This window comes from Micromonospora sp. NPDC048999 (genome assembly GCF_040649295.1).
Taxonomy (GTDB): domain Bacteria; phylum Actinomycetota; class Actinomycetes; order Mycobacteriales; family Micromonosporaceae; genus Micromonospora.
In genome coordinates, this window is record NZ_JBEZFI010000006.1 from 1 (window position 1) to 26999 (window position 26999).

The 26999-nt window shown below is 72.3% G+C and carries 30 protein-coding genes; 20 read left to right on the forward strand and 10 right to left on the reverse strand.

What is annotated here, in order from left to right; genetic code table 11:
• Window positions 1-182, forward strand: a 182-nt coding sequence (locus AB0C02_RS10590) for a transposase family protein (RefSeq protein WP_357543378.1), incomplete at its 5' end; no start/stop codon positions are given.
• A 201-nt stretch (window positions 183-383) separates the two neighbouring features.
• On the opposite strand, the gene AB0C02_RS10595 is transcribed toward AB0C02_RS10590, so the two are convergent.
• Both AB0C02_RS10595 and AB0C02_RS10600 read right to left on the reverse strand, forming a co-directional pair.
• Window positions 384-578: a DUF397 domain-containing protein gene (locus AB0C02_RS10595; RefSeq protein ID WP_357543380.1), complete on the reverse strand. Its 195-nt coding sequence runs from the start codon at window positions 576-578 to the stop codon at window positions 384-386.
• Window positions 575-1312: a DUF5753 domain-containing protein gene (locus tag AB0C02_RS10600; protein WP_357544520.1), complete on the reverse strand. Its 738-nt coding sequence runs from the start codon at window positions 1310-1312 to the stop codon at window positions 575-577. The genes AB0C02_RS10595 and AB0C02_RS10600 overlap by 4 nt, the downstream gene beginning before the upstream one ends.
• An 80-nt stretch (window positions 1313-1392) precedes the next feature.
• Between AB0C02_RS10600 and AB0C02_RS10605 the strand changes: the two genes are divergently transcribed.
• The 8 genes from AB0C02_RS10605 to AB0C02_RS10640 all read left to right on the forward strand — a co-directional run bounded on the left by AB0C02_RS10605 (window position 1393) and on the right by AB0C02_RS10640 (window position 8633).
• Window positions 1393-1536 carry a hypothetical protein gene (locus AB0C02_RS10605; protein ID WP_357543382.1) on the forward strand — a complete coding sequence of 48 codons (144 nt, stop codon included), beginning with the start codon at window positions 1393-1395 and terminating at the stop codon, window positions 1534-1536.
• The gene (locus AB0C02_RS10610; RefSeq protein WP_357543384.1) at window positions 1536-1784 is read left to right on the forward strand and encodes a flavin reductase; all 249 of its coding nucleotides are present in this window, start codon (window positions 1536-1538) and stop codon (window positions 1782-1784) included. The genes AB0C02_RS10605 and AB0C02_RS10610 overlap by 1 nt, the downstream gene beginning before the upstream one ends.
• Before the next feature lie 118 nt (window positions 1785-1902).
• On the forward strand, window positions 1903-3465 hold the full coding sequence (locus AB0C02_RS10615) for an amino acid permease (RefSeq protein ID WP_357543386.1): 1563 nt from the start codon (window positions 1903-1905) through the stop codon (window positions 3463-3465).
• 69 nt (window positions 3466-3534) lie between these two features.
• The gene (locus tag AB0C02_RS10620) at window positions 3535-4335 is read left to right on the forward strand and encodes an FCD domain-containing protein (protein ID WP_357543388.1); all 801 of its coding nucleotides are present in this window, start codon (window positions 3535-3537) and stop codon (window positions 4333-4335) included.
• Between the two features lie 67 nt (window positions 4336-4402).
• Window positions 4403-5767 (forward strand): glutamine synthetase family protein, encoded by a 1365-nt coding sequence (locus AB0C02_RS10625; RefSeq protein ID WP_357543390.1) that lies wholly within the window; start codon window positions 4403-4405, stop codon window positions 5765-5767.
• A 28-nt stretch (window positions 5768-5795) separates the two neighbouring features.
• Window positions 5796-7151: an aldehyde dehydrogenase family protein gene (locus AB0C02_RS10630; protein ID WP_357543392.1), complete on the forward strand. Its 1356-nt coding sequence runs from the start codon at window positions 5796-5798 to the stop codon at window positions 7149-7151.
• Between the two features lies 1 nt (window position 7152).
• On the forward strand, window positions 7153-7920 hold the full coding sequence (locus AB0C02_RS10635; protein ID WP_357543394.1) for a 3-oxoacyl-ACP reductase: 768 nt from the start codon (window positions 7153-7155) through the stop codon (window positions 7918-7920).
• The gene (locus tag AB0C02_RS10640; RefSeq protein ID WP_357543396.1) at window positions 7917-8633 is read left to right on the forward strand and encodes a gamma-glutamyl-gamma-aminobutyrate hydrolase family protein; all 717 of its coding nucleotides are present in this window, start codon (window positions 7917-7919) and stop codon (window positions 8631-8633) included. Before AB0C02_RS10635 ends, AB0C02_RS10640 begins: the two co-directional genes overlap by 4 nt.
• Window positions 8634-8670: 37 nt before the next feature.
• Here AB0C02_RS10640 and AB0C02_RS10645 read toward each other — a convergent pair whose 3' ends face one another.
• Window positions 8671-9642, reverse strand: coding sequence for a YafY family protein (locus AB0C02_RS10645; RefSeq protein WP_357543398.1), 972 nt, complete (start codon window positions 9640-9642; stop codon window positions 8671-8673).
• 81 nt (window positions 9643-9723) lie between these two features.
• Between AB0C02_RS10645 and AB0C02_RS10650 the strand changes: the two genes are divergently transcribed.
• Window positions 9724-10173 (forward strand): VOC family protein, encoded by a 450-nt coding sequence (locus AB0C02_RS10650; RefSeq protein ID WP_357543400.1) that lies wholly within the window; start codon window positions 9724-9726, stop codon window positions 10171-10173.
• A gap of 28 nt (window positions 10174-10201) precedes the next feature.
• Here AB0C02_RS10650 and AB0C02_RS10655 read toward each other — a convergent pair whose 3' ends face one another.
• Window positions 10202-10621, reverse strand: a complete 420-nt coding sequence (locus AB0C02_RS10655; protein ID WP_357543402.1) for a VOC family protein — start codon at window positions 10619-10621, stop codon at window positions 10202-10204.
• Between the two features lie 122 nt (window positions 10622-10743).
• Between AB0C02_RS10655 and map the strand changes: the two genes are divergently transcribed.
• Window positions 10744-11601: a type I methionyl aminopeptidase gene (map, locus tag AB0C02_RS10660; RefSeq protein WP_357543404.1), complete on the forward strand. Its 858-nt coding sequence runs from the start codon at window positions 10744-10746 to the stop codon at window positions 11599-11601.
• Window positions 11598-12308: a VIT1/CCC1 transporter family protein gene (locus tag AB0C02_RS10665; protein ID WP_357543406.1), complete on the forward strand. Its 711-nt coding sequence runs from the start codon at window positions 11598-11600 to the stop codon at window positions 12306-12308. The genes map and AB0C02_RS10665 overlap by 4 nt, the downstream gene beginning before the upstream one ends.
• 386 nt (window positions 12309-12694) lie before the next feature.
• Here AB0C02_RS10665 and AB0C02_RS10670 read toward each other — a convergent pair whose 3' ends face one another.
• From AB0C02_RS10670 to AB0C02_RS10695, 6 genes are all read right to left on the reverse strand, one after another.
• A complete protein-coding gene (locus tag AB0C02_RS10670; protein WP_357543408.1) occupies window positions 12695-13180 on the reverse strand; it encodes a nitroreductase family deazaflavin-dependent oxidoreductase in 486 nt (161 codons plus the stop codon).
• 82 nt (window positions 13181-13262) lie between these two features.
• The gene (locus tag AB0C02_RS10675; RefSeq protein WP_357543410.1) at window positions 13263-15965 is read right to left on the reverse strand and encodes an FtsX-like permease family protein; all 2703 of its coding nucleotides are present in this window, start codon (window positions 15963-15965) and stop codon (window positions 13263-13265) included.
• Window positions 15962-16693 carry an ABC transporter ATP-binding protein gene (locus AB0C02_RS10680; RefSeq protein ID WP_357543412.1) on the reverse strand — a complete coding sequence of 244 codons (732 nt, stop codon included), beginning with the start codon at window positions 16691-16693 and terminating at the stop codon, window positions 15962-15964. The genes AB0C02_RS10675 and AB0C02_RS10680 overlap by 4 nt, the downstream gene beginning before the upstream one ends.
• 31 nt (window positions 16694-16724) lie before the next feature.
• The gene (locus AB0C02_RS10685) at window positions 16725-17306 is read right to left on the reverse strand and encodes a PadR family transcriptional regulator (RefSeq protein ID WP_357543414.1); all 582 of its coding nucleotides are present in this window, start codon (window positions 17304-17306) and stop codon (window positions 16725-16727) included.
• A gap of 70 nt (window positions 17307-17376) precedes the next feature.
• Complete coding sequence (locus AB0C02_RS10690) at window positions 17377-17826, reverse strand: ferritin-like domain-containing protein (RefSeq protein WP_357543416.1); 450 nt, start codon at window positions 17824-17826, stop codon at window positions 17377-17379.
• Window positions 17823-18266, reverse strand: a complete 444-nt coding sequence (locus tag AB0C02_RS10695; RefSeq protein WP_357544521.1) for a hypothetical protein — start codon at window positions 18264-18266, stop codon at window positions 17823-17825. The genes AB0C02_RS10690 and AB0C02_RS10695 overlap by 4 nt, the downstream gene beginning before the upstream one ends.
• A gap of 232 nt (window positions 18267-18498) precedes the next feature.
• Here AB0C02_RS10695 and rimP point away from each other — a divergent pair, with 232 nt between their 5' ends.
• The 8 genes from rimP to AB0C02_RS10735 all read left to right on the forward strand — a co-directional run bounded on the left by rimP (window position 18499) and on the right by AB0C02_RS10735 (window position 26874).
• The gene (gene rimP, locus AB0C02_RS10700; protein ID WP_357543417.1) at window positions 18499-19173 is read left to right on the forward strand and encodes a ribosome maturation factor RimP; all 675 of its coding nucleotides are present in this window, start codon (window positions 18499-18501) and stop codon (window positions 19171-19173) included.
• A complete protein-coding gene (gene nusA / locus AB0C02_RS10705; RefSeq protein ID WP_357543419.1) occupies window positions 19170-20213 on the forward strand; it encodes a transcription termination factor NusA in 1044 nt (347 codons plus the stop codon). Before rimP ends, nusA begins: the two co-directional genes overlap by 4 nt.
• A 16-nt stretch (window positions 20214-20229) precedes the next feature.
• Window positions 20230-20565, forward strand: a complete 336-nt coding sequence (locus AB0C02_RS10710) for a YlxR family protein (protein ID WP_357543421.1) — start codon at window positions 20230-20232, stop codon at window positions 20563-20565.
• A gap of 93 nt (window positions 20566-20658) precedes the next feature.
• Window positions 20659-23667, forward strand: a complete 3009-nt coding sequence (gene infB, locus AB0C02_RS10715; protein ID WP_357543423.1) for a translation initiation factor IF-2 — start codon at window positions 20659-20661, stop codon at window positions 23665-23667.
• 76 nt (window positions 23668-23743) lie between these two features.
• Window positions 23744-24805: an SAM-dependent methyltransferase gene (locus AB0C02_RS10720; RefSeq protein ID WP_357543425.1), complete on the forward strand. Its 1062-nt coding sequence runs from the start codon at window positions 23744-23746 to the stop codon at window positions 24803-24805.
• A gap of 70 nt (window positions 24806-24875) precedes the next feature.
• Complete coding sequence (locus AB0C02_RS10725) at window positions 24876-25169, forward strand: DUF503 domain-containing protein (RefSeq protein WP_357543427.1); 294 nt, start codon at window positions 24876-24878, stop codon at window positions 25167-25169.
• Between the two features lie 167 nt (window positions 25170-25336).
• Window positions 25337-25816 (forward strand): 30S ribosome-binding factor RbfA, encoded by a 480-nt coding sequence (rbfA, locus tag AB0C02_RS10730; protein WP_357543429.1) that lies wholly within the window; start codon window positions 25337-25339, stop codon window positions 25814-25816.
• On the forward strand, window positions 25813-26874 hold the full coding sequence (locus tag AB0C02_RS10735) for a bifunctional oligoribonuclease/PAP phosphatase NrnA (RefSeq protein WP_357543431.1): 1062 nt from the start codon (window positions 25813-25815) through the stop codon (window positions 26872-26874). Before rbfA ends, AB0C02_RS10735 begins: the two co-directional genes overlap by 4 nt.
• The last annotated feature ends 125 nt before the right edge of the window (window positions 26875-26999 follow it).

Consider the following 26999-nt stretch of genomic DNA (forward strand, 5'->3'; position numbering starts at 1 on the left):
GCCGGCAGAAGACGGTCAACCGGGCACACGCGAGAATCCGTGCTTGCGGCGAACGAGCCATCGCCACGCTCAAGACCTGGAAAATCCTGGCCAAGTTGCGCTGCTGCCCACGCCGCGCCACCGCAATCGTGCAGGCCATCCTCGTCCTGCACCACGTCGAAGCGAACCGCTACGCAGGATGAAAATGGCTCAATGACTACGGAGGGTAGTGCTCGCCCTTCGAAGAGCGGATGAGAGTGATATGCCCCTGAGGCATAAATATGCCTCAGGGGCATATCGGTCTCAAGGAGGGTGTCCCCTCGCCCGCGACACGCCGGTGTCGCTACCCATGTCAAAGGTCCTCCAGCGCGGGGCGGGAGGACCTTCTGGGGGTGCTGTCCGGGTCAGGCCACGGGACCGATCTGCTTCGCCAGGTCGACGAAGGCCTGCCACGACGAGGGGTTGAAGTGGAGGATGCCGCCCTCCCGGTCCTTGGTGTCGCGCACCAGCACGACGCCCGGCAGATTGTCGGCGACCTCTACGCATGACCCGCCGTTGTTGCCGCTCTTCGTGCTCTTGCGCCACTGCGCGCCGGTCATGTCCATGATCCTGCCGCTTTCCTGATCAGGTCCAGGGATTGGGCACCGGACAGGGCCTCACCCCTGATGCGCTCCCATCGCCGACTCAGCGTAGCAACCTGCGCAGCATCATTTTCGATGTGCGCTCGCGCTTGACTGTCGGCGTGGGCGACGTGCTCCCCGGTGGGCAACTCGGCGATGATGAAGCCTCCGCCGAGGCCCGGATACATGCCGACATCCTTCGGCACCACATGCACCTGCATTGAGGGCAACGCCGCGCAGGTGGCCAAGTGTTCGACCTGCTTGCGCATCAGGTCGCGGTCACCGTACGCCGACTGGTAGAGCACCCCCTCGAAGACCACGGCGCTGAGCAACGGGGGACGGTCGCGTCGCAGGATGGTCTGCCGATCCAGCCGCGACGCGACGAGTTCGTCGACCTCGCCGGACGTCAGGGGCTCGCCCGCGAGCGTCGCCCGTGCGTATTCCTCGGTCTGGAGGAGGCCGGGTATCCACGTGTGTTCAAACCAGCGCAGGGTGACCGCCTCGCGTTCCCAGTCGACCCACTCGCGAAGCCACTGCGGCTCGCGTCGCTTCAGGACATCGGGCCATAGGTCCCCAACGTCCCGGCCAAGGATCGTGGCCACCTGCGCGCGTCGGCGAGGTTGCGGTACGCGTCCCGGCGAGATCCAACGCGCTGCCGTCTTCGGGTCTACGCCCGTCTGAGCTGCCAGGCTCTCGGCGGTCTCGCCGGCGATGTGGGTATCCGTTGGTTCCGGTGCCGTACCAGGGAACTGCCGACGCTGCCGAAGCGCGAGCCGGGCAACAATCTGCCCGCGTGGATGCGAGAGCCGACCCGGGTGGTCCCCACGCTCCAGCCCGGCCGCCCGGGCTGGTCGACGCCAGCGCAGGAGTGGCGGGCGAACGGGGGCCGCTGGTGACCGGCGAGGAAGCCCGCGCCATCGCCATCCGGATGCGCTGATGGGCCGCCGGGTGATCCCGCACGTCCCGATGCGCCCGCTCTGGCGGTGCCGGAACTGCGGCGCGGAGTGGCCGTGCCAGCCGGCTCGGTTGGCGCTGCTCGTCGAGTATCGGGGGAACCGGACCGCACTGTTGCTCTACCTCGGTGGGCTGATGGCCGAGGCGCGGGAACAGCTTGCCCCGCTGAACCCGACCCATGCCCCGGACCTGCACCACCGTTTCATCGCCTGGGCGCGGGCGCGCGGTTAATGGTCTGCTAATGGTTGAATTTTCGGTCGCTCTCCATTGACCTGGTTCGGGGCGCGGGCCCATCATCCCGTCAAGCGGTGACGTAGGTCACAGCTTTACCCCTCCAAGGGAGACGACGATGAGCTCAACGATTGCGGACGGAGCACCCCCACCTTCCCCGATCTCGGACGAGGAACGGCTCGCGCAGCTGGGATACAAGCAGGAGCTGCGTCGCAGGCTGTCCGGCTTCTCCAACTTCGCGGTCTCGTTCTCCATCATCTCCATCCTGGCCGGCGCGATCACGTCGTACGGCATCGCCATGACGGCGGGTGGCCCGCTGGCGATCACCCTGGGCTGGCTCTTCGTAGGCGGCATGGTGATCTTCGTGGCGCTGGCCATGGCTGAGATCTGCTCGGTCTATCCCACCGCCGGGGCCCTCTACTGGTGGGCCGCCGCGCTCGCCAAGCAGAACAAGGCCGTCTGGGCGTGGTTCGTCGGATGGTTCAACTTCCTGGGCGAGGTGGCCGTGACCGCCGCGATCGACTTCGGTGCGGCGATCACCACCTCGGCCTTCCTGAGCCTCGCCTTCGACCTGGAGGTGACCGCGGGACGCACTTTCCTGATCTTCCTGGTGATCATCGCCGCGCACGGCCTGCTCAACACCTTCGGCGTCAACCTCGTACGGCTGCTCTCCGACATCAGTGCCTGGTGGCACCTCGTTGGCGTCGCGGTCATCGTCAGCGCCCTCGCGTTCGTGCCGGACCACCACAAGCCTCTCTCCGAGGTCTTTCTGGAGGTACGCAACGAGACCGGCTTCACCTTCACCGGCGCGGCCGGTTACGCGGTGCTCATTGGTCTGCTGATGGCGCAATACACCTACACCGGCTACGACGCCAGCGCCCACGTGGCGGAGGAGACGCACGACGCGGCCCGCTCCGCGCCCCGCGGCATTGTGATGTCGGTCGTGGTCTCGGTCATCGCCGGCTTCGCGCTCCTCTTCGCCATCACCTGGTCCATCCAGGACTACGAGGCCGAACGGACGACCGCGCTGGGCCTGCCCCCGGCGCAGATTTTCATCGACGCGGCGGGGCACGACCTCGGCACGTTCCTGCTCTTCATCTGCGTGGTCGCCCAGTTCTTCTGCGGCATGGCCTCGGTCACCGCGAACTCCCGGATGGCCTACGCGTTCAGCCGGGACGGCGCGCTACCCGGTTCCGCGTTCTGGAAGCGGGTCAACCAGCGTACGGGCACCCCGACCAACTCGATCTGGCTCTGCGTCACCTGCTCGACCCTGCTCGTCCTGCCGTCGCTCTGGAACACCACCGCCTATCTGGCAGCCACGTCCATCGCGGTGATCGGCCTCTACATCGCGTACGTGGCCCCGGTCTTCCTGCGTCGACGTACGCCGGACTTCCGGGTCGGCCCGTGGAACCTCGGTCGGTGGAGTGCGCCGGTCGGGTGGATCGCCGTCGTCTGGGTCGCGGTCATCTGCGTCCTGTTCGTGTTGCCGACCAGCAGCCCCATCACCGCCAGCACGTTCAACTACACGATCGTCGCGGTCGGCGTCGTGCTCGGCGGCGCCTGGCTCTGGTGGGTGCTCAGCGCCCGACGCTGGTTCACCGGCCCACGCCACAACGTGCCGGATCCGGCGATCCCCAAGCCGGCGACGGGCGTCGAGCCCGTCACCGAACCGACCGAGTAGGTTGCCCCCGGTGGCGGGTGCTCCAGTGGGCGCCCGCCACCCGGACGGACGGTGGGGAAGGGACGGCCGATGCCGAACGATGCCGGGACTGCCGAGCGGGGCGTCGCCGCCGGAGGGCCGAGCGGTTCCGGGGCATCGATGCCGGACGCCGTACCGGCCTTCCCGGTGTGGCGCCCGGTGCGCGGCGGTAACGCCTTCGAGATCACCGTCGCCCGGCTTGTCCAAGCGATCAAGCTGGGTCTGGTCCGGGTCGGCGAGCGGCTGCCCGCGGAGCGGGAGCTGGCCGAGCGGCTGCAGGTCAGCCGGGTGACCCTCCGGGAGGCGATAGCGGCGCTGCGCGACGCCGGCTACCTGGAATCCCGGCGCGGACGCACCGGCGGGACCTTCGTCCGCTCGGCGCTGCCCGCCCCCGTCGCAGGCGGGGGCCCGGACGCCGGTGAGTTGGCCCGCGAGATGGGCGAGCGGCTGCCCGACGCGCTCGACTTCCGGCGGGTACTCGAGTCGGGTGCGGCCGGGCTGGCCGCCAACCGCAGCCTGCCGGCAGTCGAGCGGCAGGCGCTGGTGGCCGCCCTGGCCGCCTCCCGCGACCGCGATCCGGCCAACCGTCGGGTCGCGGACTCCCGGCTGCACCTGGCGATCGCCGCGGCCAGCGGCTGCCGGTCATTGGCCGCAGCTGTCGCCGACGTGCAGTTGACCCTCGACCGGCTCCTCGCCGCGATCCCGGTGATCACCCGAAACCTCGATCACTCCGACGCCCAGCACACCCGGATCGTCGACGCGATCCTGGCCGGCGATCCGAACGGCGCCCGGCTGGTGATGGAGGAGCACTGCGACGCCACGGCGGAGCTGCTGCGCGGTCTGCTCGGCTGAGACGGGGCCACCGCCCATTGACGGATCCAAAGGTTCGGTAGTAGACCTTTCCCATGGAGGCGTACCGATGAGGAAAGCCCCGCTCCCGCTGAAACAACTCCGCGCCGCGGTCGCCGACGGCGAGATCGACACGGTGGTGCTGGCCCTGACCGACATGCAGGGGCGGCTCCAGGGCAAACGGTTCCACGCGCCCTACTTCCTCGACCAGGTGGTCGCGCACGGCAGCGAGGGCTGCAACTACCTGCTCGCCTGCGACGTCGAGATGAACACCGTCGACGGGTACGCGATGTCCAGCTGGGCGCGCGGCTACGGCGACTTCGCGTTCAAGCCCGACCTGGGCACCCTGCGCCGGATGCCGTGGCAACCGGGCAGCGCGCTGCTCCTGGCCGACCTGGAGTGGCTGGACGGCTCCGGCCCGGTGGTCGCCTCGCCCCGGCAGATCCTGCGCCGGCAGCTCGACCGGCTGGCCGGGCATGGGCTGACCGCGTACGCCGGGACCGAGCTGGAGTTCGTGCTGTTCCGCGACTCGTACGAGGAGGCGTGGCGGCGCGGCTACCGCGACCTGACCCCGGCCAACCAGTACAACGTGGACTATTCGCTGCTCGGCACCGCCCGGGTGGAGCCGCTGCTGCGCCGGATCCGCACCGAGATGGCCGGGGCGGGACTGACCCCGGAGAGCGCCAAGGGTGAGTGCAACCTCGGCCAGCACGAGATCGCCTTCCGCTACGACGAAGCCCTTGCTTGCGCCGATAACCACGTCGTCTACAAGAACGGGGCGAAGGAGATCGCCGCCCAGGAGGGCATGTCGATCACCTTCATGGCCAAGCCGAACGCCCGCGAGGGCAACTCCTGCCACATTCACTTCTCGCTGCGCGACGCCGACGGCCGCCCGGTGCTGCCCGGCGACGGACCGGCGCACCTGAGCGTGACCGGGCAGCGGGTGCTGGCCGGGCTGCTCGCCACCCTGCGCGAGTTCAGCCTATTCTCCGCCCCCAACGTCAACTCCTACAAGCGTTACCAGCCGGGCTCGTTCGCGCCGACCGCCCTGCGCTGGGGCGTCGACAACCGCACCTGCGCGCTGCGGCTGGTCGGGCACGGCCCGGGCCTGCGGGTGGAGAACCGGACGCCTGGCGCCGATGTCAACCCGTACCTCGCGATCGCCGCGCTGGTGGCCGGGGCGGTGCACGGCATCGAGCGGGAACTGGCGCTGGAGCAGGAGTGCACCGGCAACGCGTACAACGAAGCGACCGCCGAGCGGGTGCCCGGCACCCTCCGCGATGCCCTAGCCCTCTGGGAGTCCTCCGAGCTGGCTCAGGACGCCTTCGGCCCCGAGGTGGTCGCCCACTACGCCAACCTGGCCCGCGTCGAGCTCACTGCCTTCGACTCCGCCGTAACCGACTGGGAACTGTCCCGTGGCTTCGAACGCCTCTGATCCGCCGTGCCGTTCAGAAGGAGGCCACGTGACCGAGGTGCGGAATCCGGCTACTGGGGAGGTGGTCGGGGCGGTTCCCGGCACCTCGCTGGGGGAGACGGATGCGGCTATTGGGAGGGCGGCCCGGGCGTATGAGGCGTGGCGGGAGGTGGCGCCGGGGGAGCGGGGGCGGGTGTTGCGGCGGTTCGCCCAGGTGGTCGACGCGCATCTTGAGGAGTTGGCGCTGCTGGAGGTGCGGAACGTCGGGCACACCATCGGCAACGCCCGCTGGGAGGCGGGCAACGTCCGGGACGTGCTCGACTACTACGCGGGCGCGCCGGAACGGCTGACCGGGCGGCAGATCCCGGTGCCCGGCGGGCTCGACGTCACCTTCCACGAGCCGCTCGGCGTGGTCGGCGTGATCGTGCCGTGGAACTTCCCGATGCCCATCGCCGGCTGGGGTTTCGCCCCCGCCCTCGCGGCCGGCAACACGGTCGTGCTCAAGCCGGCCGAGCTGACCCCACTCACCGCGCTGCGCCTGGCCGAGTTGGCCCTCGACGCCGGGCTGCCGGAGGGCGTGTTCACCGTGCTGCCCGGCAAGGGAAGCGTGGTGGGGGAGCGGTTCGTCACCCACCCGGCGGTCCGCAAGGTCTGCTTCACCGGCTCCACTGAGGTCGGCACCCGGATCATGGCCGGCTGCGCCGCCCAGGTGAAGCGGGTGACCTTGGAACTGGGCGGGAAGTCCGCCAACCTGGTCTTCGCCGACGCCGACCTGGAGAAGGCGGCGGCCACCGCGCCGTACGCGGTCTTCGACAACGCCGGCCAGGACTGCTGCGCCCGCTCCCGGATCCTGGTCCAGCGCCCGGTGTACGACCGCTTCCTGGAACTGCTCGAACCGGCCGTGCGTGCGTTCCGGGTCGAGGATCCGGCGGCCGAGACCGCGGAGATGGGCCCGCTGATCTCCGCCGGCCACCGCGACCGGGTCGCCGGGTACGTCGACGGGGCGAAGGTGGCCTTCACCGGCTCCCGCCCCGACGGTCCCGGCTTCTGGTACGCCCCGACGGTGCTGCTCGCCGACTCCCCGGCCGACCGGCACTGGCGCGAGGAGATCTTCGGCCCGGTGGTGTCGGTGCTCCCCTTCGACGACGAGGCCGACGCGATCCGACTGGCCAACGACACCGAGTACGGACTCTCCGGCTCCATCTGGACCCGGGACGTGGGCCGGGCGATCCGGGTGGCCCGGGCGGTGGAGTCCGGCAACCTCAGCGTCAACTCGCACTCCTCGGTGCGCTACTGGACCCCGTTCGGCGGGATGAAGCGTTCCGGCCTGGGCCGGGAGCTCGGTCCGGATGCGCTGCACGCCTTCACCGACGTCAAGAACGTGTTCATCAGCACGGAGGAGTGACATGCAGGGTCGACTGACGGACCGGGTCGCCGTGGTGACCGGGGCGGGCAGCGGGATCGGGCTGGCCACCGCACGGCGGTTCGCCGCCGAGGGGGCGCGGGTGGTCTGCGTCGACATCGACGCCGAGGCGGGCAAGCGGGCCGCAGACGAGGTGGGCGGCGAGTTCGTGGCGTGCGACGTGGCCGACGAGGGGTCGGTCCGGGACCTCTTCGACGGGGTGGCCGAGCGGCACGGCCGGGTCGACGTCGCGTTCAACAACGCCGGCATCTCCCCGCCGGACGACGACTCCATCCTGGAGACCGGCCTGGACGCCTGGGAACGGGTGCTGCGGGTCAATACCACCAGCGTCTACCTGTGCTGCAAGTACGCCATCCCGCACATGCGCCGCCAGGGTAAGGGCTCGATCATCAACACCGCCTCGTTCGTCGCGCTGATGGGGGCGGCGACGTCGCAGATCGCGTACACGGCGAGCAAGGGCGGGGTGCTGGCGATGACCCGGGAGTTGGGCGTGCAGTTCGCCCGGGAGGGCATCCGGGTCAACGCGCTCTGCCCCGGCCCGGTCGCCACCCCGCTGCTGCTGGAGCTGTTCGCCAAGGACCCGGAGCGGGCCGCCCGCCGGCTCGTACACGTGCCGATGGGCCGGTTCGGCAACCCCGAGGAGATCGCCGCCGCGGTTGCCTTCCTGGCCAGCGACGACGCGTCGTTCATGACCGCCGCGCAGTTCGTGGTGGACGGCGGGATCACCGGCGCCTACGTGACACCGCTATGAGGCGACCGCTGATCGGGATCACCGCGTACGCCGAGCCAGCCGGCTGGGCGGTGTGGCGCGACGTCCCGGCGGTGCTGGTGCCGCAGGCGTACGTCCGGGCGGTGACCGCCGCCGGCGGCCGGGCCGTGGTGCTGCCCCCGGACGACACCGACGCGGACGTGCTGCGGGTCCTCGACGGGCTGCTGCTGGCCGGCGGCGCGGACGTCGGCCCGGAGCGGTACGGCCGGCCGCCGGACCCCCGTACCGAGAGCCGGCCGGACCGGGACGCCGGCGAGCTCGCGCTGCTGAACGCCGCGCTCGCCGCCGACCTGCCGGTCCTCGGGGTGTGCCGGGGCATGCAGCTGCTCGCGGTCGCCCACGGCGGCGCGCTGCACCAGCACGTGCCGGACCTGGTCGGCCACGACGGCCACCGCCCGGCCCCCGGCGTCTACGGCGCGCACCCGGTCCGGTTCGCCCCCGGCAGCCTGGCGGGGACGACGATGGCCGGGGTTGACCGGGTCAACTCCTACCACCACCAGGCGGTGGCCGACCCGGGTAGCCTGACCGCAACCGGCTGGGCCGACGACGGGGTGGTGGAGGCGGTCGAGGACCGCAAGCGGCGCTTCCTGCTCGGGGTACAGTGGCATCCGGAGAACGACATCGATCCCCGCCCGGTCACCGCGCTGGTCCGCGCCGCCGGCCAGCCGACCAGTCCGATGGGAGGTTTGCGGTGATCGGGCGCAATGCCTCCTCGCCCACGACACGCCCAGGTCAGCTGCCGCAGGCCAGGGTCCCGGCCATCGCCGCGACGCGGCGGGCGAGCCGGGCGGCGGCCTCCCGCAGCTCCGGGGGCTCCAGCACCTCCGCCTCGAAACCCAACCGGGCCACGTGTACGGCGAGCCAGTCCAGGTCATCCCCGCCAACGACGAGTACGCACCACCCGTCGCGGTCGTCCTCGACCCGCGCCACCTGGGGTGGCACCAGTTCGCGTACCCGGTCGGGCCGGGCCTGCACCCGGACCCGGGCGAGATACCGGTACGGCGCCTCGGTCACGGACCGTTGCACGTAGGCGACCGGGTCCGGATGCTCCCTCGCCCGGAAGCGCCAGGTCGTCGCCACCACCTCGCGCATCCGGTCCAGTCGGAACGTGCGCCAGCCGTCCCGGTCGACGTCCCAGGCCATCAGGTACCAGCGGCGGCCGGTGGTGACCATCCGTACCGGCTCGACCGTGCGCTCGCGCTCCCCGCCGTCGCGGCCGGCGTACCGGAACCGGATCCGTACGGTGTCGCGGCAGGCCCGGGCGAGCGTCACCAGCAGCTCGGCGTCGATCTCGACGCCGGGGCCGACCAGGGTGTCGGTGGCGGCGTGCACCGCCCGTACCTCGGTATGCAGCCGGGGCGGCATCACCTGGTCGAGCTTCGCGAGCGCCCGCAGTGCCGCCTCGCTCGCGCCGGCGACCGTGCCGCCTGCCGCCAGCCGCAGGGATACGGCGGTGGCGATCGCCTCCTCGTCGTCAAGGAGCAGCGGCGGCAGCCGGGTGCCCGCGCCGAGTTGGTAGCCGCCGCCGACGCCGGGCGTGGCGTGTACGGGGTAGCCGAGGGCGCGTAGCCGCTCGACGTCGCGGCGTACCGATCGGTCGGTGACCCGCAGCTCGGCGGCGAGCTCGGCGGCGGTCCAGGACGGCCGTCGTTGCAGCAGCGCCAGCAACCGCAGCACCCGCTCGGTCGTTGCCTCGACGGTCACGCGCCCATCGTTCCATGAATCTAGGAACGATCCTGTCCGCTATCTCCGGGAAGCTGGGGCAGCTCTGGGAGAGGGGTTCAGATGGCACTCGGGTGGAAACTGATCTTCGACGCGGGTGACCCGCACCGTCAGGCCGTGTTCTGGGCGGAGGCGTTGGGTTACCTGATCGAGGACAACAGCCCCTTGATCGAGAAACTGCTGGCCGCCGGTGCGGTCGACAAGGGGCAGTGTGTCGAGTTTCAGGGGCGGCTGTTCTGGCGGGACGCCGCCGCCGTCCGGCATCCCGAGGACCCGTTTGACCCGGTCAGCGGTACGGGCCTGGGCCGGCGGCTGCTGTTCAACCGCGTCCCAGAGCCGAAGGCGGTGAAGAATCGGCTTCACCTCGACATCCATGCTCATCATGGTAAGCGGGACGCGACGGTGGCCCGGTTGCAGGGGCATGGTGCGACGCTCGTCCGTCACGTCAAGGAGCCCGGGGGAGAGTGGTCTGTCCTCACCGATCCGGAGGGCAACGAATTCTGCGTTGCCTGAGCCAGGTTGAGCGCGGCGCGGTGTCCGGTCAGAGTCCCTGCCCGATTTCAACCAGATATCCGTCGGGGTCGCGCAGATAGCACCGGATCTCCGTGCCGTGGTCCTTCGGCTCGGTGAGGAAGTCCGCACCGCGAGCCTTCCACTCCTTGTAGAGCTTCCGGATGTCGGTAACCCGAACGTTCATCGCGCAGCTCAGAGAATTGGGATCCGTTGGTGCTACGGCCTGCACCGTCGGCTTGTCATCGGTTGGGCCGCCCTCGACGTTGATTATGATGTAGCTGTTGAAGAACTTCATGATCAACGGGTTGCTTTCGTGTACACAGGTAGCTCCGAATACTCGTTCGTAGTATTCGCGCGACCGATCGATATCGCGAACAATCAACAAGGTGGCGAGGAACATCCCGTCCTTGGGTTTGAAATAGTCGGGTGCCGGGTTGGCCAACGTCACAACTACCCCCTCGTTACTGGACCACCCGAAAGTGCTGGCCTTCCCGAAGAAGGCGGGCCGAAACCTCCGAGTCGCGGGCCTGTGGCGAGGGTCACCGTCGTGCCGGCGATAGGCTGTGGGTCATGACCGTCCGTGCGCCGCTGACCCCAGGCACGCTCTCCCCGTGGCGGGCGGTGCCCGCCCACATCCCGCGCCCCGAGTACGTGGGCAAGAAGCGTCCCCAGGAGTGGCGCGGTGGGCACGTGCAGACCCCGGAGACCATCGAGAAGATGCGGATCGCCAGCCGGCTCGCCGCGCAGGCCACCCAACTCGCGGGGGAGCACTGCAAGCCGGGGGTGACCACCGACGAGATCGACAAGGTGGTCCACGAGTTCCTCTGCGACCACGGCGCCTACCCGTCGACGCTGGGCTACAAGGGCTTCCCGAAGTCCTGCTGCACCAGCCTCAACGAGGTGATCTGCCACGGCATCCCGGACACGACAGTGCTCCAGGACGGCGACATCATCAACGTCGACGTCACCGCGTACATCGGTGGGGTGCACGGTGACACCGACGCCACCTTCTGTGTGGGCGAGGTGAGCGAGGAGGCCCGCCTGCTCGTCGAGCGGACCCACACGGCGATGATGCGCGGCATCAAGGCGGTCGCCCCCGGACGGCAGATCAATGTGATCGGTCGGGTCATCGAGTCGTACGCCAAGCGGTTCGGCTACGGGGTGGTCCGCGACTTCACCGGCCACGGCATCGGCGAGTCCTTCCACAGCGGCCTCTACGTGCCGCACTACGACAGCCCGCGCCCCACGGACGTGATGGAGCCGGGCATGACCTTCACCATCGAGCCGATGATCACCCTCGGCACCTACCAGTACGACATGTGGGACGACGGCTGGACGGTGGTGACCAAGGACCGTAAGTGGACGGCCCAGTTCGAGCACACCATCGTCGTGACCGACGACGGCTACGAGATCCTGACCCTGCCGTGACCGGCATCCCGGCCGCGCTGCGCGAAAATCACCACGCGGACGTCAGCGGCGGTTGGCTGCGGCCGGCCGTGTTCGGCGCGATGGACGGCCTCGTCACCAACATCGCCCTGATCGCCGGCGTCGGCGGCGGTGGCGTCTCGCCACGCAGCATCGTGCTCACCGGCGCCGCCGGGCTGGTCGCCGGCGCCATCTCGATGGGGCTGGGGGAATACACCAGCGTCCGGTCGGCCAACGAGCAGATTGCCGCCGAGGTGGCCAAGGAGCGGCGCGAGCTGGAACGGCACCCCGAGGCGGAAGCCCGCGAGCTGGCCGAGGCCTGGGTCGCCCGCGGCCTGCCCCGCGACCTGGCCGTGCAGGTTGCCGACGCGGTCCGGCACAACCCGGAAGAGGCGCTGCGGATGCACGTCCGCGAGGAGCTGGGTGTCGACCCCGATGAGCAGCCCAGCCCGTGGGCGGCGGCGATCTCGTCGTTCGTCTGCTTCTCGGTCGGCGCGCTGGTGCCGCTGCTGACCTACCTGCTCGGCTTCACCAGCCTCTGGCTGGCGCTCGGCGTCGGCGGGGTGGGCCTCTTCGTGGCCGGCGCGATCGTGGCCCGGTTCACCTACCGCCCCTGGTGGTCCAGCGGCCTACGGCAGCTCCTGCTCGGTGGCCTGGCCGCCATCGCCACGTACTTCGTCGGCACCCTCATCGGCGTCTCCGCCGGCTGACCTGCCGCGCCCGCGTCGCCCCCCAACATCGTGCTACATCCTGGATGTAGTGGCCTCGCCGTCGCATCAAGGCCACTACATCCAGGATCGAGCGTGATCTCCCGGGTCGCCCGGGGTCGCGGATCCGCACCGGCTGCGGCTTGTGCCAGTGGCTCGCTATCGAGCTGATGGCGTCAACGATTCAGGCCGGCTCGGACGGTGGCCCGAGTCGGTGGGGCCGGGACAGGTCCGCTGCCCGCTAGGGAGTTGTCCGTCCTGGCCGTGATTCGTTTGCGCCATCAGCTCCATAGGCGCTCACCAGGCATCCCTGTCGGGAGCCGGGACATGTCGCGTCCCGAAGTCCTGAGGGGCCTGCCAGCCGCAGTCGCCGGCCGCCAGGGTGCGGGTCAGGCCGCGGGACCCGGCCCGTCGGCCGGGAGCAGGCGGAAGACGCGGATTTCGCGGCCGCCGGCCCGGACCACGTACGTCCGGTACGCGGGCCACTCGGCGACCAGTCGGGTGAAGAGCCGTTCCCGCTCGTCACCGTCGATCAGTTCGGCGCGTACCGGGATCCGGCGGCCTCGGACGTCGATCTCGGCGGCGGGTTGGGCGAGCAGGTTCAGTGACCAGGCGGGCTGCTGCCGCTGCCCCCAGTTCGACCCGATCACCACGTACGCGTTGCCGTCGGGGACGTACAGCAGCGGGTTGCGGCGCGGCATGCCGGAGCGGCGGCCGGTGGTGGTGATGACCAGGGACGGCACCAGCCCGAGCGCGACCACCCGTCCCTTCGTCAGCCGGCCGACCAGCCGATCGGCCGGGACGAGCAGGCGCATCGTGGCGGCGAACCACTTCCGGTGGCCGAGCCGGCGGGCGAGGGCACGGAGAGCGGACACCCGCCCAGTCTGCCGGTCGGCCGCCCTCGGCGACAGCCCGGCAGCGAGTCCACGTCGGACGCCGCTCAAACCGAAGGGCCAGTCAATCCAGGCGGCGCTCCACCGGGAGGCGGGAGCGGGTGAGCAGCGCCGCGCCGAGCATGGCCAGCAGCGGCACGACCACCAGCACGGCGAGGGTCAGGCCGGGCACCACCAGCGGGAACGGCTCCGGGGCCGGCCACGTTTGCGCGTACCGCTGGTTGAGGGAGGTCAGGATGATGGCCGCCGAGCCGAGGCCGGCCAGGATGCCGAGGGTCGAGCCGAGCACGGCGATCACCCCGGCCTGGCAGAGCGACAGCACCCGGCGTACCCGGGGGTCGGCGCCGACTGCGGCCAGGGTGGACAGATCCCGGCGGCCCTCGGCGGCGGCGAGGCCGGTGGCCACCCCGGCCGCCCCCACGGTGATCACGCCGGAGGCGATCGCCAGCAGGAGCAGCAGCGGCTGCCGGTCCCCGCCCGGCGGCCCGTCCTCCACCTGCACAAACAGCGAAGTCGACCGGGACAGTTCGGTGACGAGCTGCGCCCGCTGGTCGGTGGTGGGCGGCGCCGGCGGTGCGACCGCGTAGCCGACCTGGCGACCGACGAGGCCGATCGCCGCCGCCGCAGGCGGGGAGAGGACGAGCCGGTCGACGGGGAGCCCGCTGTGCAGCACGTACCCGGGCAGCCTGGCGCTCGCCTCCGCGCCGTCGTCGCTGTGGCTGGCGGTGACCGTCACCCGGCCGCCCACCACCCGCAGCGGGTCGGTGACCACCACCCCGCCCGCCCGTAGCACCCGGGTCGCGGCGGTGATCTCCTCGGCCGGGGCGCCGGTGAGGGCGGCCAGCGCGCTGCCGTCGTCCACGTACGTGGGCAGGTAGAGGCTGTTCGGATCGCGGAAGGGCGACACGCAGCGCGGGTCGGCCTGGGCCTCGGCGCGGGCGGCGGCGGTGACGACCATTCCCGGGCTGTACGGGCAGCGTCGCTCCGGCGGCAGCACGGCGTTCGTGAGGCAGTAGTCCTCCGGGGACGCCGGCCGGGCACACACGGGGGTGGCGACCGCGACGACCGTGGCGGCCGGCAGCACGGCCCGGACCCGCTGCGCGATCTCGTCGGCCGGCGGCAGGGGGGTGCCTCCGGACGCGTCGGTGCCCGTCAGCAGCGCGTGCCCCGGCGGGAGGGCCGGCTGCCACTGCGCGCGCTGCCGAGCCTCGTCGCTGGCCAGGTAAACCCCGATGGCCACGCTGCCGGCGACCGCCGCCATCACCGCCGAGATGGCCGGTGCGGCCGAGGAGCGGTTGCGACTGGCGTCGCGCAGGGCCAGCCGGGGCGTCAGCGGCAGCAGCCGTCCGGTCCGGGCGAGCAGCCCGATCAGCGTCGGGGTGCAGAAGACCAGGCCCAGTTCGCCGAGGGTCAGCCCGGCCAGGACCCCGGGTGTGCTGCTCCGGGTGGCGCCCAGCGCGGCCAGGCCGGCGCCGGCACCGGTGAGCAGCACCCCGATGACCAGCCAGCGGCGGCGGTGCCGAGGTGGGTTGCGTCGGCCGGCGAGGCCGGCCACCACGTCTTGTCGGGCGGCGGTCCAGGCCGGGGCCAGCGCGGCCAGTACCCCGGCCAGCACCGCCACCGCGGCGATCGCGGCCAGGGCCGCGGGGAAGACCCGGTATCCGCCGAGGCGGGCGAAGACCAGATGCTGCTCGACGAGCGGCCGGCCGGCGAACGCCGCGCCGACCCCGAGCAGCAGCCCGAGCGCCGCCCCGCCCGCGCCGAGCACCACCCCGTCGGCGAGCACGATCCGGCGCAGGTGTGCGGGGTCCCCGCCGGCGACCGCCACCAGGGCCAGGTCCCGCCGGCGCCGGCGTACGCCGACCGCGAAGGACGGGCCGACCAGCAGCACCACCTCCAGCAGGCCGAGCCCGCCGATCAGCACGGCGTTGCTGGCCTGCTCCGGGCCGGGTAGCCCCGGGCCGCCGGTGAACGGCTCCGCCCGCCCGGGCAGCGGGGTTCGGGCGGACACCACGATGCCGTGCTCGTTGAGCCGGTCCACCAGCGCCGGGTCGAGCGGGCCGGGCACGGACACCAGCCAGCTCTCGTCGGGCGGCTCCACCGGTCCGGGCGGGGCCTCCGGGTGCAGCGCCACCACCTCCCGCAGGTTGTCCGGGAACTCCGCCACCCCGACCACCGTGTACCTGGCGCCGTCGGTCGTGCGCACCGGCTCGCCGAGGCGTACGCCCAATCGGCGCAGCGCGGCCGGGCTGACCGCGATCTCGTCGGGCGCGGTCGGCCGGCGGCCGTCGTGCAGCGTCGCGAGCGGACGGGTGAGCGGGTCGTTGAGGTCGACGGCCCGTGCGCCGAACGAGACGAACTGGCGGCCGATCCGTACGTCGAACGAAACCCAGCGGCGCAACCGGGTGACCCGGCTGCCGGCGGGCAGCAGCGTACGGATCTCGTCCGCCGTCACCGAGCGGGTCCGGGGCACCGGATCGCCCTCGACCGGCCAGAAGTTCTCTCCCCAGGCGTCCTGCGTCACCGCTTTCGCGGACGTCCAGCGCAGCTCGGCGTCGGCCGCGCCGAGTTGGCGGTCCAGCCGTTCGGCCGGGGTGAGTCCCGCCATGTCCCAGCTCGCGGCGGCGAAGCTCAGCGCCAGCACGGGCAGCGCGATCATCGCCAGCACCAGCGCGGTACGCCCGCGCGCCCGGCGGGCCTCGCGCCGGGCGATGCGCAACGCGGCCCGCCACGAACCGAGCGCGGCGGCCAGTCGGCCCCGGCTCACCGGCCGCTGCCGGCAAGCAGTTGCTCGACGCCGACCAGCGGCGCCGTCGAGTCGACCAGGACCCCGTCCCGGAGAAACACCACCCGGTCGGCCCAGCCGGCGTGCCGTGCCTCGTGGGTGACCAGCACCCCGGCCGCGCCGGCGTCCACCCGGCGGCGTAGCAGGTGCAGCACGGCCTCCCCGGCCTGCGAGTCGAGCGCCCCGGTGGGTTCGTCCGCGAGGACCAGCCGGCGCTCGCCGACCAGCGCCCGGGCGATCGCCACCCGCTGTTGCTGGCCGCCGGACATCTGGTCGGGGAACCGGTTGGCCAGCGCGGCGACATCCACCTCGGCCAGCGCCGCCAGGGCCGCCTTCCGCGCCGCCCGGACACCGACGCCGTCGAGTTCCAGGGGCAGCGCCACGTTCTCCGCCGCGGTGAGGCTGCCGAGCAGGTTCAAATCCTGGAAGACGTAGCCGATCCGGCGGCGACGCAGCCGGGCCAGCTCGCGCGCGGCCAGCTCGCCGAGCGACTCCCCCTCGACCAGCACCTCGCCGCCGGTGGGCCGGTCCAGCCCGCCGGCGAGCGCCAGCAGGGTCGACTTGCCGGAGCCCGACGGGCCCATCACCGCCACCAGCTCGCCGGCCCGGACGGTCAGGCTGACCCCGCGCAGCGCGGGCACGGCCGCCTCCCCTGTGCCGTGGGTGCGGTACACGTCCCGCAGTTGCAGTACCTCGGTCCTCGCGCTCACCGGCGTCCCTCCCGATCGGTCTGGCCCCGGCTCACCGCCGGGCCTCCTCGTCGGCCCGGTCCACCGCCTCGGGATGGCTGATCGGCCGGCCCGGAGCGGGACGGTAGCGGACGAGGCTGGTCTCGCAGTGGTCGAGCCAGCGGATCTCCGCCTCGGCCTGGAAGATCATCGCGTCCAGCACCAGGCGCCAGGGCAGGTCCTCCGGCTTGTCGCTGGCGAACTTCAACCGGGTCAACTCCTGCAACGCGCGCATGGTCGCGCTGCGCTGGGTCTGCACCACCGAGCGGACGTCCACGCCGGGGGTGGTGAGCGCCAGGGCCAGCTTGATCGACAGCTCGTCTCGGGGCCGGTCGGCGCGGCTGATCGGGGTGGCGAACCAGAGCGTCAGATCCGCCCGCCCGGCGTCGGTGATCTCGTACGGCCGCTGCCCGCCGTCGCTCTCCGGCAGCGGGCGGACCAGGCCGTCGCGTTCCAGGCGGGCGAGGGTGGTGTAGACCTGCCCGATGTTCAGCGGCCAGGTCGAGCCGGTCGATTCCTCGAACGCGGCGCGCAGCTGGTAGCCGTACATCTGACCGCGTTCGAGCAGGGCGAGCAGCCCATGACGGATGGACATGGCCAGGAGTATGCATACCTGGTATGCGGTCCGCAACCGGTGTGCTGCGCCGAGTGAACAGGACCTCGGTTCAGGCCGACCGGCCGGGGAACGGGACGGTGATCGGAGTCACTCCAGCAGTGCGCCGCCAGCGGGTGGCCCGCACCGCGCAGTCGGTCAGCGCCGCCAGGGCCTGGTTCCGGTCGGCCCCGGTGGTGTGCGGCAGAGCCGCTCGCCAGTGGCCGGCGGCCCGCTCCTCGATCTCGACGGCCAGCTTGAGCGCGCTCGCCTTGTCGGTCACCGGGTAGGGCAGGGCGTATCCGGCCTGGTCGGCGGGGACCTGAGCGCCGCTGTCGTTGAGCTGGAGGATGAGGGCGTCCCGGCGGCTTCGGTGGGCCGCCTCCGCGGAGCGGGCGGCGGTGCGGGCCGCGCCGGTGAGGCGCACACCGATCACCCCGTACGCCCAGATGGCGGCGTACTCGGCGGCGAGCGCGTCGGCCAGGGCCTGGCCTGGCCCGGTCGGTGCGGTACGGGGGGTCACTTCAGCGCCTCCAGGTGGGTCGCCCGCGCGGCGGCGATCGAACCGAGCAGCGCGACTCGCTCGGCGGGCGCGGCGGCGCACGCCTTCGCGGCGTTCTCCCGGGCCGGCTGTTCGGCCTTGCGCAGCTCGGCCAGCAGCCCGTCCGGTTCCGTGGCCGTCACGGTCGAGGGGGCGGCGGGGGTGCCGGACGGGGCGGGGCGACCGATCACCCGGCGCAGCTCGTCGGCGTGCGCCTGATGGGCGTCGGCGATCGGGGTGAGCCGGTCGGCCAGCGTCGAGGCCGCGCCGATGGCCGCCCGGTACCGGCCGGCCAGGTCGGCGGCCTCCGCCGCGAGCGGCTCCAGCGGGTCCGGGGGTTTCGGCTTGCCGTCGAAAAGATCACAGCCGGTCAGCGGTACGGCGGCGCCGCCCAGCGCCACCAGCGCCCCGGCGCGCAGCACGTTTCGCCGGGAATGCCCCGGTGTTCCGTTGCGCTGTCTCGTCTTGCCTGTCGCCACTTGGACAAGTCAACACCATCCCCGCCGACTTGTGGGCCGGTGGCGTCCGGTGCGCCGCCGGGTCCGTCGCCCGGCCCGCGCGTTACGCTCTGCGCAGCCACCGGGCGCGGTCCGCCCCGGTGGCGTGCCGGCATGGCGGGCCAAGCGGCTCGTTCGAGAGGAAAGGGTGCGCCAGATGACGCAGCGTGGCCGTGCCACCAGGCCGACGGGGCCCTCCGGGCGACCCCGCCGGGCCGAGGGCCCCCGGGGTGGGGACCGGGGCGGCGCACCGCGCGGCGACCTGGGCGCCCGCCGGGCCCGGCTGCGCGAGGTGATCGAGCCGGTCGTCACCGCCGCCGGGTACGACCTGGAGGATCTCTCCGTCTCCCGCGCCGGCCGGCGGCACATCGTACGCGTGATCGTGGACGCCGACGGCGGGATCAACCTGGACGCCGTCGCGGATGTCTCCCGGGCGGTTTCCGCCGCGCTCGACGCGGCGGAGGAGGCCGGCGGCGACCTCGTCGCCGGCGAGTACCAGCTCGAGGTGAGCTCGCCGGGGGTGGACCGGCCGCTCACCCTGCCCCGGCACTGGCGGCGCAACGTCGGCCGGCTGGTCAAGGTGACCGTGCGCGGCGCGACGGGGGTGCCCGAGCAGCGCACCACCGGCGACCGGCAACTCACCGGCCGGGTGGTCGAGGCCGACGACGAGCGCGTGGTGCTGGAGACCGACGCCGGCCACGCGGCGCACCCGTACGACGAGCTCGGCCCCGGCCGGGTCCAGGTGGAGTTCAGCCGCCTGGACGAGCTGGCCGACGAAGAGGACATTGACGACATCGACGACGAAGATGATGTGGAGGACGAGGAGAGGTGAATATCGACCTCGCGGCGCTGCGCGCACTCGAGCGTGAGCGGGAGATCCCGTTCGACACGATCCTCGCGGCGATCGAGACCGCGCTGCTGACCGCCTACCGGCACACCGACGGCGCCGAGCCGAACGCCCGGGTGGAAATCGACCGTAAGACCGGGGCCGCCTCGGTGTACGCCGAGGAGGTGGACGAGGACGGCGCGGTGGTGCGGGAGTGGGACGACACCCCGCACGACTTCGGCCGGATCGCGGCCATGACGGCGAAGCAGGTGATCCTCCAGCGGCTGCGGGAGGCCACCGACGAGGTGCACTTCGGCGAGTACGTGGGCCGTGACGGCGACCTGGTCACCGGTGTGGTGCAGGCGCACGAGGCCCGCAAGGAGAAGGGCATCATCACCGTCGACCTGGGCAAGCTGGAGGGCGTGCTGCCGCAGTCGGAGCAGGTGCCCGGCGAGCAGCCCCAGCACGGCGAGCGGATCCGTTGCGTTGTCGTACACGTGGCCAAGGGAATGCGCGGGCCGCAGATCACGCTGTCCCGGTCGCATCCCGCGCTGGTCAAGAAGCTCTTCGCGCTGGAGGTGCCGGAGATCGCCGACGGCACGGTGGAGATCAGCGCGATCGCCCGTGAGGCGGGTCACCGTACGAAGATCGCGGTGCGCTCGACCGCGCCGGGGGTCAACGCCAAGGGCGCTTGCATCGGCCCGATGGGCCAGCGGGTCCGCGCGGTGATGAGCGAGCTGCACGGCGAAAAGATCGACATCATCGACTGGTCGGACGACCCGGCCACCTTCGTGGGCAATGCGCTCTCCCCGGCCAAGGCGCTGCGGGTGGAGGTGGTCGACCTGGCCAGCCGGACGGCCCGGGTCACCGTGCCGGATTTCCAGCTCTCGCTCGCGATCGGCCGCGAAGGCCAGAATGCCCGGCTTGCTGCCCGGCTGACCGGTTGGCGGATCGACATTCGTTCCGACGCGGAGCAGGTCGGCGGGGGCGTGCGGAGCGGGGCTGATCACGTACCCGAGCCGGGCGGCGCGATCTCGAGCAGCTAGGGGTAGACTTCCTCCAGTGGCACGACGCGCGCTGCCGGAGCGCACCTGTGTGGGCTGCCGGAAGCGAACGCCGGCCAGCGAGTTGTTGCGGATTGTCGCGGTCGGCGACGGGGCTGGGCACTTCAGCCTCCGCCCCGATCCGGCCCGCAGACTGCCGGGTCGGGGAGCGAACATGCACCCGGATCCGGCCTGCTTCGCGCAAGCGGTGCGGCGCCGCGCCTTCGGGCGGGCGCTGCGCGTCACCGGGGTCATCGATCACGGCGCGCTGGCGGAGCACGTTGACGCGCCAACCCCGACGACCGGTCAACCCGAGCGGTCGAGGGTCGCTAGCAAGGTAGGACGACCGACATGAGCACACGATGAAGTCGCAGAAATGACCAGGCTTCAAGTGCACGAGTGAGGTCGCTGCGGGTGCTGCCCGCACGACCTCGGAGTGAGGAGTGCAGTGGCAGGAAAGGCCCGCGTACACGAGCTCGCCAAGGAGCTCGGGGTCGAAAGTAAGACCGTTCTCGCCAAGCTCAAGGAGATGGGCGAGTTCGTGAAGTCCGCGTCCAGCACCGTCGAGGCGCCCGTCGCCCGACGGCTGCGTGGCGCGTTCGTGGCATCCGCCGGTGCGTCGGCGCCGGCCGCCCCGCCGGCGGCCGCGCCCACCCCGGCACCGACCCCGACGCCATCCCCAACCCCGGGTGCCCCCCGGGTCTCGGCCAAGCCGATGCCGCCCCGGCGGCCGGGGCCGCCGACCCCTGGGCCGAAGCCCAAGGCTCCGGCTCCGGTTCCGGGTCCGCCGCAGGCGGCGACCCCGGTGGCCAAGCCGGCGAGCGCGCATGACATCGAGGTGGCGGCCGCCGAGGCGCGTGCCGCCGCGCTGAAGGCCGAGCAGGAGGCCGCGGTCAAGGCCGCGCAGGCCGCTCGGCAGCAGCAGCGCGAGAACGTCCGCCGGGAGCCCCCGACCGAGGGTGGCCCCCGTCCCGGCCCGCGTCCGGGTCCGGGCGCCATGCCGCCCCGTCCGGGTTCCCCGGCTGCCGGTCGTCCCGGCGCGCCGGCCCCGGGTCCGGGCGCACGGCCCGGCGGTCGTCCGCCGGCGCGTGGCGCCGGCAACAACCCGTTCGGCATCCAGGGTGGCCAGCAGCAGCGGCCCCCGGCCGCTGGTGCGGGCGGCCCGCGGCCGAGCCCGGCTTCGATGCCGCCGCGGCCCAGCCCGGCTTCGATGCCGCCGCGGCCCAGCCCGGCCTCCATGCCGAGCCAGCGTCCGGGTCGTCCCGGCGGCCCCGGCGCGGGTCGTCCCGGCGGCGGCGCCGGTCGTCCCGGTGGCGGTGGCGGTGGCGGTGGCTTCCGTGGCGGTCCCGGTGGCGGCGGCGGTGGCGGTGGCTTCCGTGGCGGTCCCGGTGGCGGCGGCGGTGGCGGTGGCTTCCGTGGCGGTCCCGGCGGCGGCGGCGGTGCCGGTGCCGGTGGTGGCTTCCGTCCGGGTGCCCCGGCCGGTGGTGGCGCCGGTCGTCCGGGTGGCGGCGGTCGCGGCCGTGGCGGCGGCGCCGCGGGTGCCTTCGGGCGTCCGGGTGGCAAGCCGACCCGGGGCCGCAAGTCCAAGAAGCAGCGCAGACAGGAGTTCGACAACCTGTCGGCCCCGACCATGTCCTCGGGTGCCCCCCGGGGTCAGGGTCAGGTCATCCGGTTGTCCCGTGGCGCCTCGCTGTCGGACTTCGCCGACAAGATCAACGCCAACCCGGGTTCGCTGGTCCAGGAGATGTTCAACCTGGGCGAGATGGTGACCGCGACCCAGTCGTGCTCCGACGACACCCTGCTGCTGCTGGGTGAGCACCTCGGCTTCGACGTGCAGATCGTCAGCCCGGAGGACGAGGATCGTGAGCTGCTCGCGCAGTTCAACATCGACCTCGACGCGGTGGTGTCGGAGGACCGCCTGGTCAGCCGTGCGCCGGTGGTGACCGTCATGGGTCACGTCGACCACGGTAAGACCAAGCTGCTCGACGCGATCCGCAAGGCGAACGTCACGGCTGGCGAGGCGGGTGGCATCACCCAGCACATCGGTGCCTACCAGGTCCACGTCCCGCACGACGGTGTGGACCGCGCGGTGACCTTCATCGACACCCCGGGTCACGAGGCGTTCACCGCTATGCGTGCCCGTGGTGCCCAGGTCACGGACATCGTGATCCTGGTGGTCGCGGCCGACGACGGTGTGATGCCGCAGACCATCGAGGCGCTCAACCACGCCAAGGCGGCGGACGTGCCGATCGTGGTCGCGGTCAACAAGGTCGACAAGCCGGAGGCCAACCCGGACAAGGTCCGCCAGCAGCTGACCGAGTACGGCCTGGTCGCCGAGGAGTACGGCGGCGAGACCATGTTCGTCAACGTGGCCGCGAAGCCCGGCATCGGCATCGAGGACCTTCTCGAGGCCGTGCTGCTGACCGCCGACGCGTCGCTGGAGCTGACCGCTCCGATCGACGGGCCGGCGCAGGGTGTCGCGATCGAGGCGCACCTGGACAAGGGCCGTGGTTCGGTGGCGACCGTGCTGGTGCAGAAGGGCACCCTGCGGGCCGGCGACTCGATCGTCGCCGGTGGGGCGCACGGCCGGGTCCGGGCCATGCTGGACGAGAACGGCAAGCCGGTCGACGAGGCCGGTCCGGCGCGTCCGGTCATGGTGCTGGGTCTGACCACGGTGCCTGGTGCGGGTGACACCTTCCTGGCGGCCGAGGACGACCGGACCGTGCGGCAGATCGCCGAGCAGCGGCAGGCGCGGCGGCGGGCGGCGGCGTTCGCCAACTCCCGTGGCCGGGCCACTCTCGAGACGCTCATGGAGCAGCTCAAGGAGGGCGAGAAGACCTCGCTCAACCTGGTGCTCAAGGGCGACGGCTCCGGTTCCGTGGAGGCCCTCGAGGACGCGCTGTTCAACCTCGACATCCCGGAGGAGGTCCAGCTTCGGATCATCCACCGGGGCGTGGGTGCGATCACCGAGAGCGACGTCATGCTCGCGAGCGCCTCGTCCGAGGCGGTCACGATCATCGGCTTCAACGTGCGGGCCGCCAACAAGGTCCGCGAGATCGCCGACCGCGAGGGCGTGGAGATCCGGTACTACACCGTCATCTACCAGGCCATCGAGGAGATCGACGCCGCGCTCAAGGGTCTGCTCAAGCCGGAGTACGAGGAGGTCGAGCTGGGCAGCGCGGAGATCCGCGACGTCTTCCGCTCGTCCAAGATCGGCAACATCTCCGGTTGTATCGTCCGGTCCGGCATCATCCGCCGCAACGCCAAGGCGCGGCTGCTGCGGGACGGGGCGGTCGTGGCGGACAACCTCACGATCAGCTCCCTCAAGCGGTTCAAGGACGACGCGACGGAGGTCCGCGAGGGCTTCGAGTGTGGTCTGACGCTGGGCGGTTTCAACAACGTCCAGGTCGGCGACATCATCGAGACCTTCGAGATGCGGGAGAAGCCGCGCGCCTGAGCGGTGTGAACGAGGAGACGGCCGGGGCCCTGGGCCCCGGCCGTCGCCGTCTGCGCCAGCTGCGACAATCTCGGGCGTGTTCAGGTACGCGCTGCTCCTCGCCCCCTCCGCCAACCGGGTCTACGCCGACGCGGCCGGCCGGCTGGCCCGCGCCGAACTGGCGGTCTTCGCCGGCTCGGGGGTGCTCGACGCGGCACCCGGCGACATCGCCGTGGAGCGGATCGGCGGGGTGGAGTACCTGACCTTCACCGCGCCGCCGCCGGGGCTGGGCGCGCGGGACCTGGCGTACCTGGCCAACCTGTCGGCGGCGTACGCGCTGTTCGAGCGGGTGGGCGACGACCTGCTCCGGCCGGTGCCGCTGCACCCCCTCGCCCGGTACGACACCGACCTGATCACCATCCCCAAATACGCCGGCAAGACCAACGAACAGTTCACCCGGCTGCTGCTCAACGTCACCCTGCTGGCCTCCGCCTCGGCCGGCGGCATGCTGGACCGGCAACTGGTGGTGCTCGACCCGCTCTGCGGGCGCGGCACCACGCTCAATCAGGCGCTCATGTACGGCTACGACGGCATCGGCGTCGAGCACGACGGCAAGGACGTGGACGCGTACGCGGCGTTTCTGCGTACCTGGCTGCGCCGCAAGCGGCTCAAGCACACGACCGAGACGGTGCCGGTACGCCGGGACCGCAAGCTCGTCGCCCGGCGGTTCGAGGTGGCGCTCGCGCCGTCGCGGGACGAGCACCGGGCCGGCGCTACCCAGCGGGTCACCGTGCTGCACACCGACACCACCCGGGCCCGGGAGGTGCTCCGGCCGGCCTGCGCCGACGCGATCGTGACCGACGCGCCCTACGGGGTGGCGCACGGCAGCCGTACCGGGCAGGGGCTGTCGCGCAGCCCGCTGGACCTGCTCGGCGCGGCCGTGCCGGTCTGGCGGCAGCTGCTGCGGCCCGGCGGGGCGCTGGGGCTGTCCTGGAACACCCAGGTGGCGCCCCGGGCGGCGGCCGAGGCGGTGCTGGCCGGGGCCGGCCTGCGGGTGGTGGACGGGCCCGGCTGGCGGGACCTCGCGCACCGGGTCGACCAGGCGATCGACCGGGACGTGCTGGTGGCGGTGGCGCCGGGCGACGACTTCAGCTCGTAGCGCCGGGACCTGACGCCGTCGGCGGAAATCGGGTGCCCGGGACAGCGGCCTGGGCGTACCGTTGCTCGCCGTGTACACGGGAACCGCGCACTTCGACCTGTTGCTGCCGGGGGACTCCCGGTCCCTGAAGGCCAAGCGCTCGTACGTCCGGCCGATCGTCGCCGCGCTGCGCCGGTTCGAGGTGTCGGCCGCCGAGGTCGGGGCGCTCGATCTGCACGGGCGGGCCGAGATCGGGGTGGCCGTGGTGGCCGCCGAACCGGCGCACGTCCGTGAGGTGCTCGACTCCTGCGAGCGGCTGGTGGCCGCCCGCCCGGAGGCCGAGTTGCTGTCCGTCCGCCGCCGCCTCTACGGCGGCGAGGACTGAGCGAGACCGGCACGGGCTCCGGGGGCGGGCACGGGCTCCGGGGGCGCGCACGCGCTTCGGGTGTTAACAGGGGGCCCTTCCTCGCAAGCCGGCGGCGCTGCGCGGGGGGCGGGGCGGCGCAGGTAGGGTTTGAGGCTGAGTAACAGAAGGCCCTGGAGGTGGGGGACATGACGGATCCGGCCAAGGTACGCCGGCACGCGGAGCGCATCCGTGAACTGGTCGCGTCGGTGGTGCGGAGCCAGATCAAGGACCCTCGGCTCGGGATGATCACCATCACCGATGCGCGGATCACCGCCGACCTGCGCGACGCCACCGTGTTCTACACGGTGCTCGGCGACGCGGCGGCCCAGTCCAGCACGGCCGCCGCGCTGGAGAGCGCGAAGGGCATGCTGCGCAGCACGGTCGGCAAGGCCCTCGGGCTGCGTCACTCGCCGACCCTGACGTTCGTCCTGGACGACGTGCAGGACCAGGTCAAGCACATCGACGACCTGCTCGCGGCGGCCCGCAACCGCGACGCCGAGGTGCAGCGGCTGGCGGCCAACGCCCGGTACGCGGGCGAGGCGCAGCCGTACCGGCTGGACGACGAGGACGCCGAGGCCGAGGACGACGAGACCGGCGAAGACGAGCCGCGCGGCGAGCGTCGGTGACCGTACCCGCCGAGGGCGGTGCGCCGGCCGGTGTCGGTCCCACCGACACCGACTGGGCGGACGCCGTCGCGGCGGTACGCGCGCTCTCCGCCGACGCGCGGGTGCTGCTGATCTGTCACGTCAACCCGGACGGCGACGCGCTGGGCAGCATGCTCGGCTTCGGGCTGGGTCTGCGCCGGTGGGGCGTACGACATCTCCAGGCGACCTTTCCCGGGCCGCCGGAGGTGCCCGAGCCGTTCCGCTGGCTGCCCGGGCTGGAGCTGCTCGTGCCGCAGGACGCCGCGTACCCGGATCCGGATCTGGTCATCTGCTTCGACGCGGCGAGCGAGTCCCGGCTGGGTGACCTGGTCGATCGGCTGGACAAGGCCGGGACGGCGCTGGTGCTGGACCATCACGCCTCGAACACCCGGTTCGGCGGTATCCATCTTGTCGACCCGCACGCGGCGGCCACCTCGGTGGTCGCCGAGGGGCTGCTCGACCGGCTCGGGGTGCCGCTGGACGCGGAGATCGCTACCTGCCTCTACGTGGCGTTGAGCACCGACACCGGATCGTTCCGCTTCGAGGCCACCACGCCCGAGGTGCACCGGATGGCGGCCCGGCTGTTGGCCACCGGCATCCGGCCGGGGGACATCTCCCGGCGGATCTTCGACACCCGGCCTTTCGGCGCGGTCCGGCTCTTCGGCGAGGTGCTGGGCCGCGCCCGGCTGGAGCCGGCGGCCGTCGCCGGGCGCGGGCTCGTCTGGACGTACGCCACCCAGGACGACCTGGCTCGGTACGGCCAGCCGGCGTACGTGCTGGAGGCGCTGATCGACTCGGTGCGCTGCACGGCCGAGGCGGACGTGAGTTGCGTGGTCAAGCAGGTGGCTGCCGCCGAGTGGGCGGTCTCGCTGCGCAGCAAGGGCGCGGTGGACGTGAGCCGGGTGGCGGTGGCGCTCGGCGGTGGCGGGCACCGGTTCGCGGCCGGGTTCACCGGGCGGGGCACCGTCGACGAGGTGGTGGACCGGATCCGCGCCGAGCTGGACGGGGCGCTGCCGGCAAGATCCGAACAACTTCCCTGAAACTGGCCCTTCACCGCACGCCGAGGCCGCACTTTCCCCGAAAGTGCGGCCTCGGCGCATGAACCGGGCGGATCGGGCTGCGGGCGGCGTGTCCGAATCCCGGGAACAGTGGGCGGCAGCAGCAA

Bases quoted from the DNA above. Each gene is read 5' to 3' on its own strand.
- AB0C02_RS10595 (WP_357543380.1), bottom strand. From the start codon at position 578: ATGACCGGCGCGCAGTGGCGCAAGAGCACGAAGAGCGGCAACAACGGC.
- AB0C02_RS10610 (WP_357543384.1), top strand. From the start codon at position 1,536: ATGGGCCGCCGGGTGATCCCGCACGTCCCGATGCGCCCGCTCTGGCGG.
- AB0C02_RS10615 (WP_357543386.1), top strand. From the start codon at position 1,903: ATGAGCTCAACGATTGCGGACGGAGCACCCCCACCTTCCCCGATCTCG.
- AB0C02_RS10620 (WP_357543388.1), top strand. From the start codon at position 3,535: ATGCCGAACGATGCCGGGACTGCCGAGCGGGGCGTCGCCGCCGGAGGG.
- AB0C02_RS10625 (WP_357543390.1), top strand. From the start codon at position 4,403: ATGAGGAAAGCCCCGCTCCCGCTGAAACAACTCCGCGCCGCGGTCGCC.
- AB0C02_RS10635 (WP_357543394.1), top strand. From the start codon at position 7,153: ATGCAGGGTCGACTGACGGACCGGGTCGCCGTGGTGACCGGGGCGGGC.
- AB0C02_RS10640 (WP_357543396.1), top strand. From the start codon at position 7,917: ATGAGGCGACCGCTGATCGGGATCACCGCGTACGCCGAGCCAGCCGGC.
- AB0C02_RS10650 (WP_357543400.1), top strand. From the start codon at position 9,724: ATGGCACTCGGGTGGAAACTGATCTTCGACGCGGGTGACCCGCACCGT.
- map (WP_357543404.1), top strand. From the start codon at position 10,744: ATGACCGTCCGTGCGCCGCTGACCCCAGGCACGCTCTCCCCGTGGCGG.
- AB0C02_RS10685 (WP_357543414.1), bottom strand. From the start codon at position 17,306: ATGTCCATCCGTCATGGGCTGCTCGCCCTGCTCGAACGCGGTCAGATG.
- rimP (WP_357543417.1), top strand. From the start codon at position 18,499: ATGACGCAGCGTGGCCGTGCCACCAGGCCGACGGGGCCCTCCGGGCGA.
- rbfA (WP_357543429.1), top strand. From the start codon at position 25,337: ATGACGGATCCGGCCAAGGTACGCCGGCACGCGGAGCGCATCCGTGAA.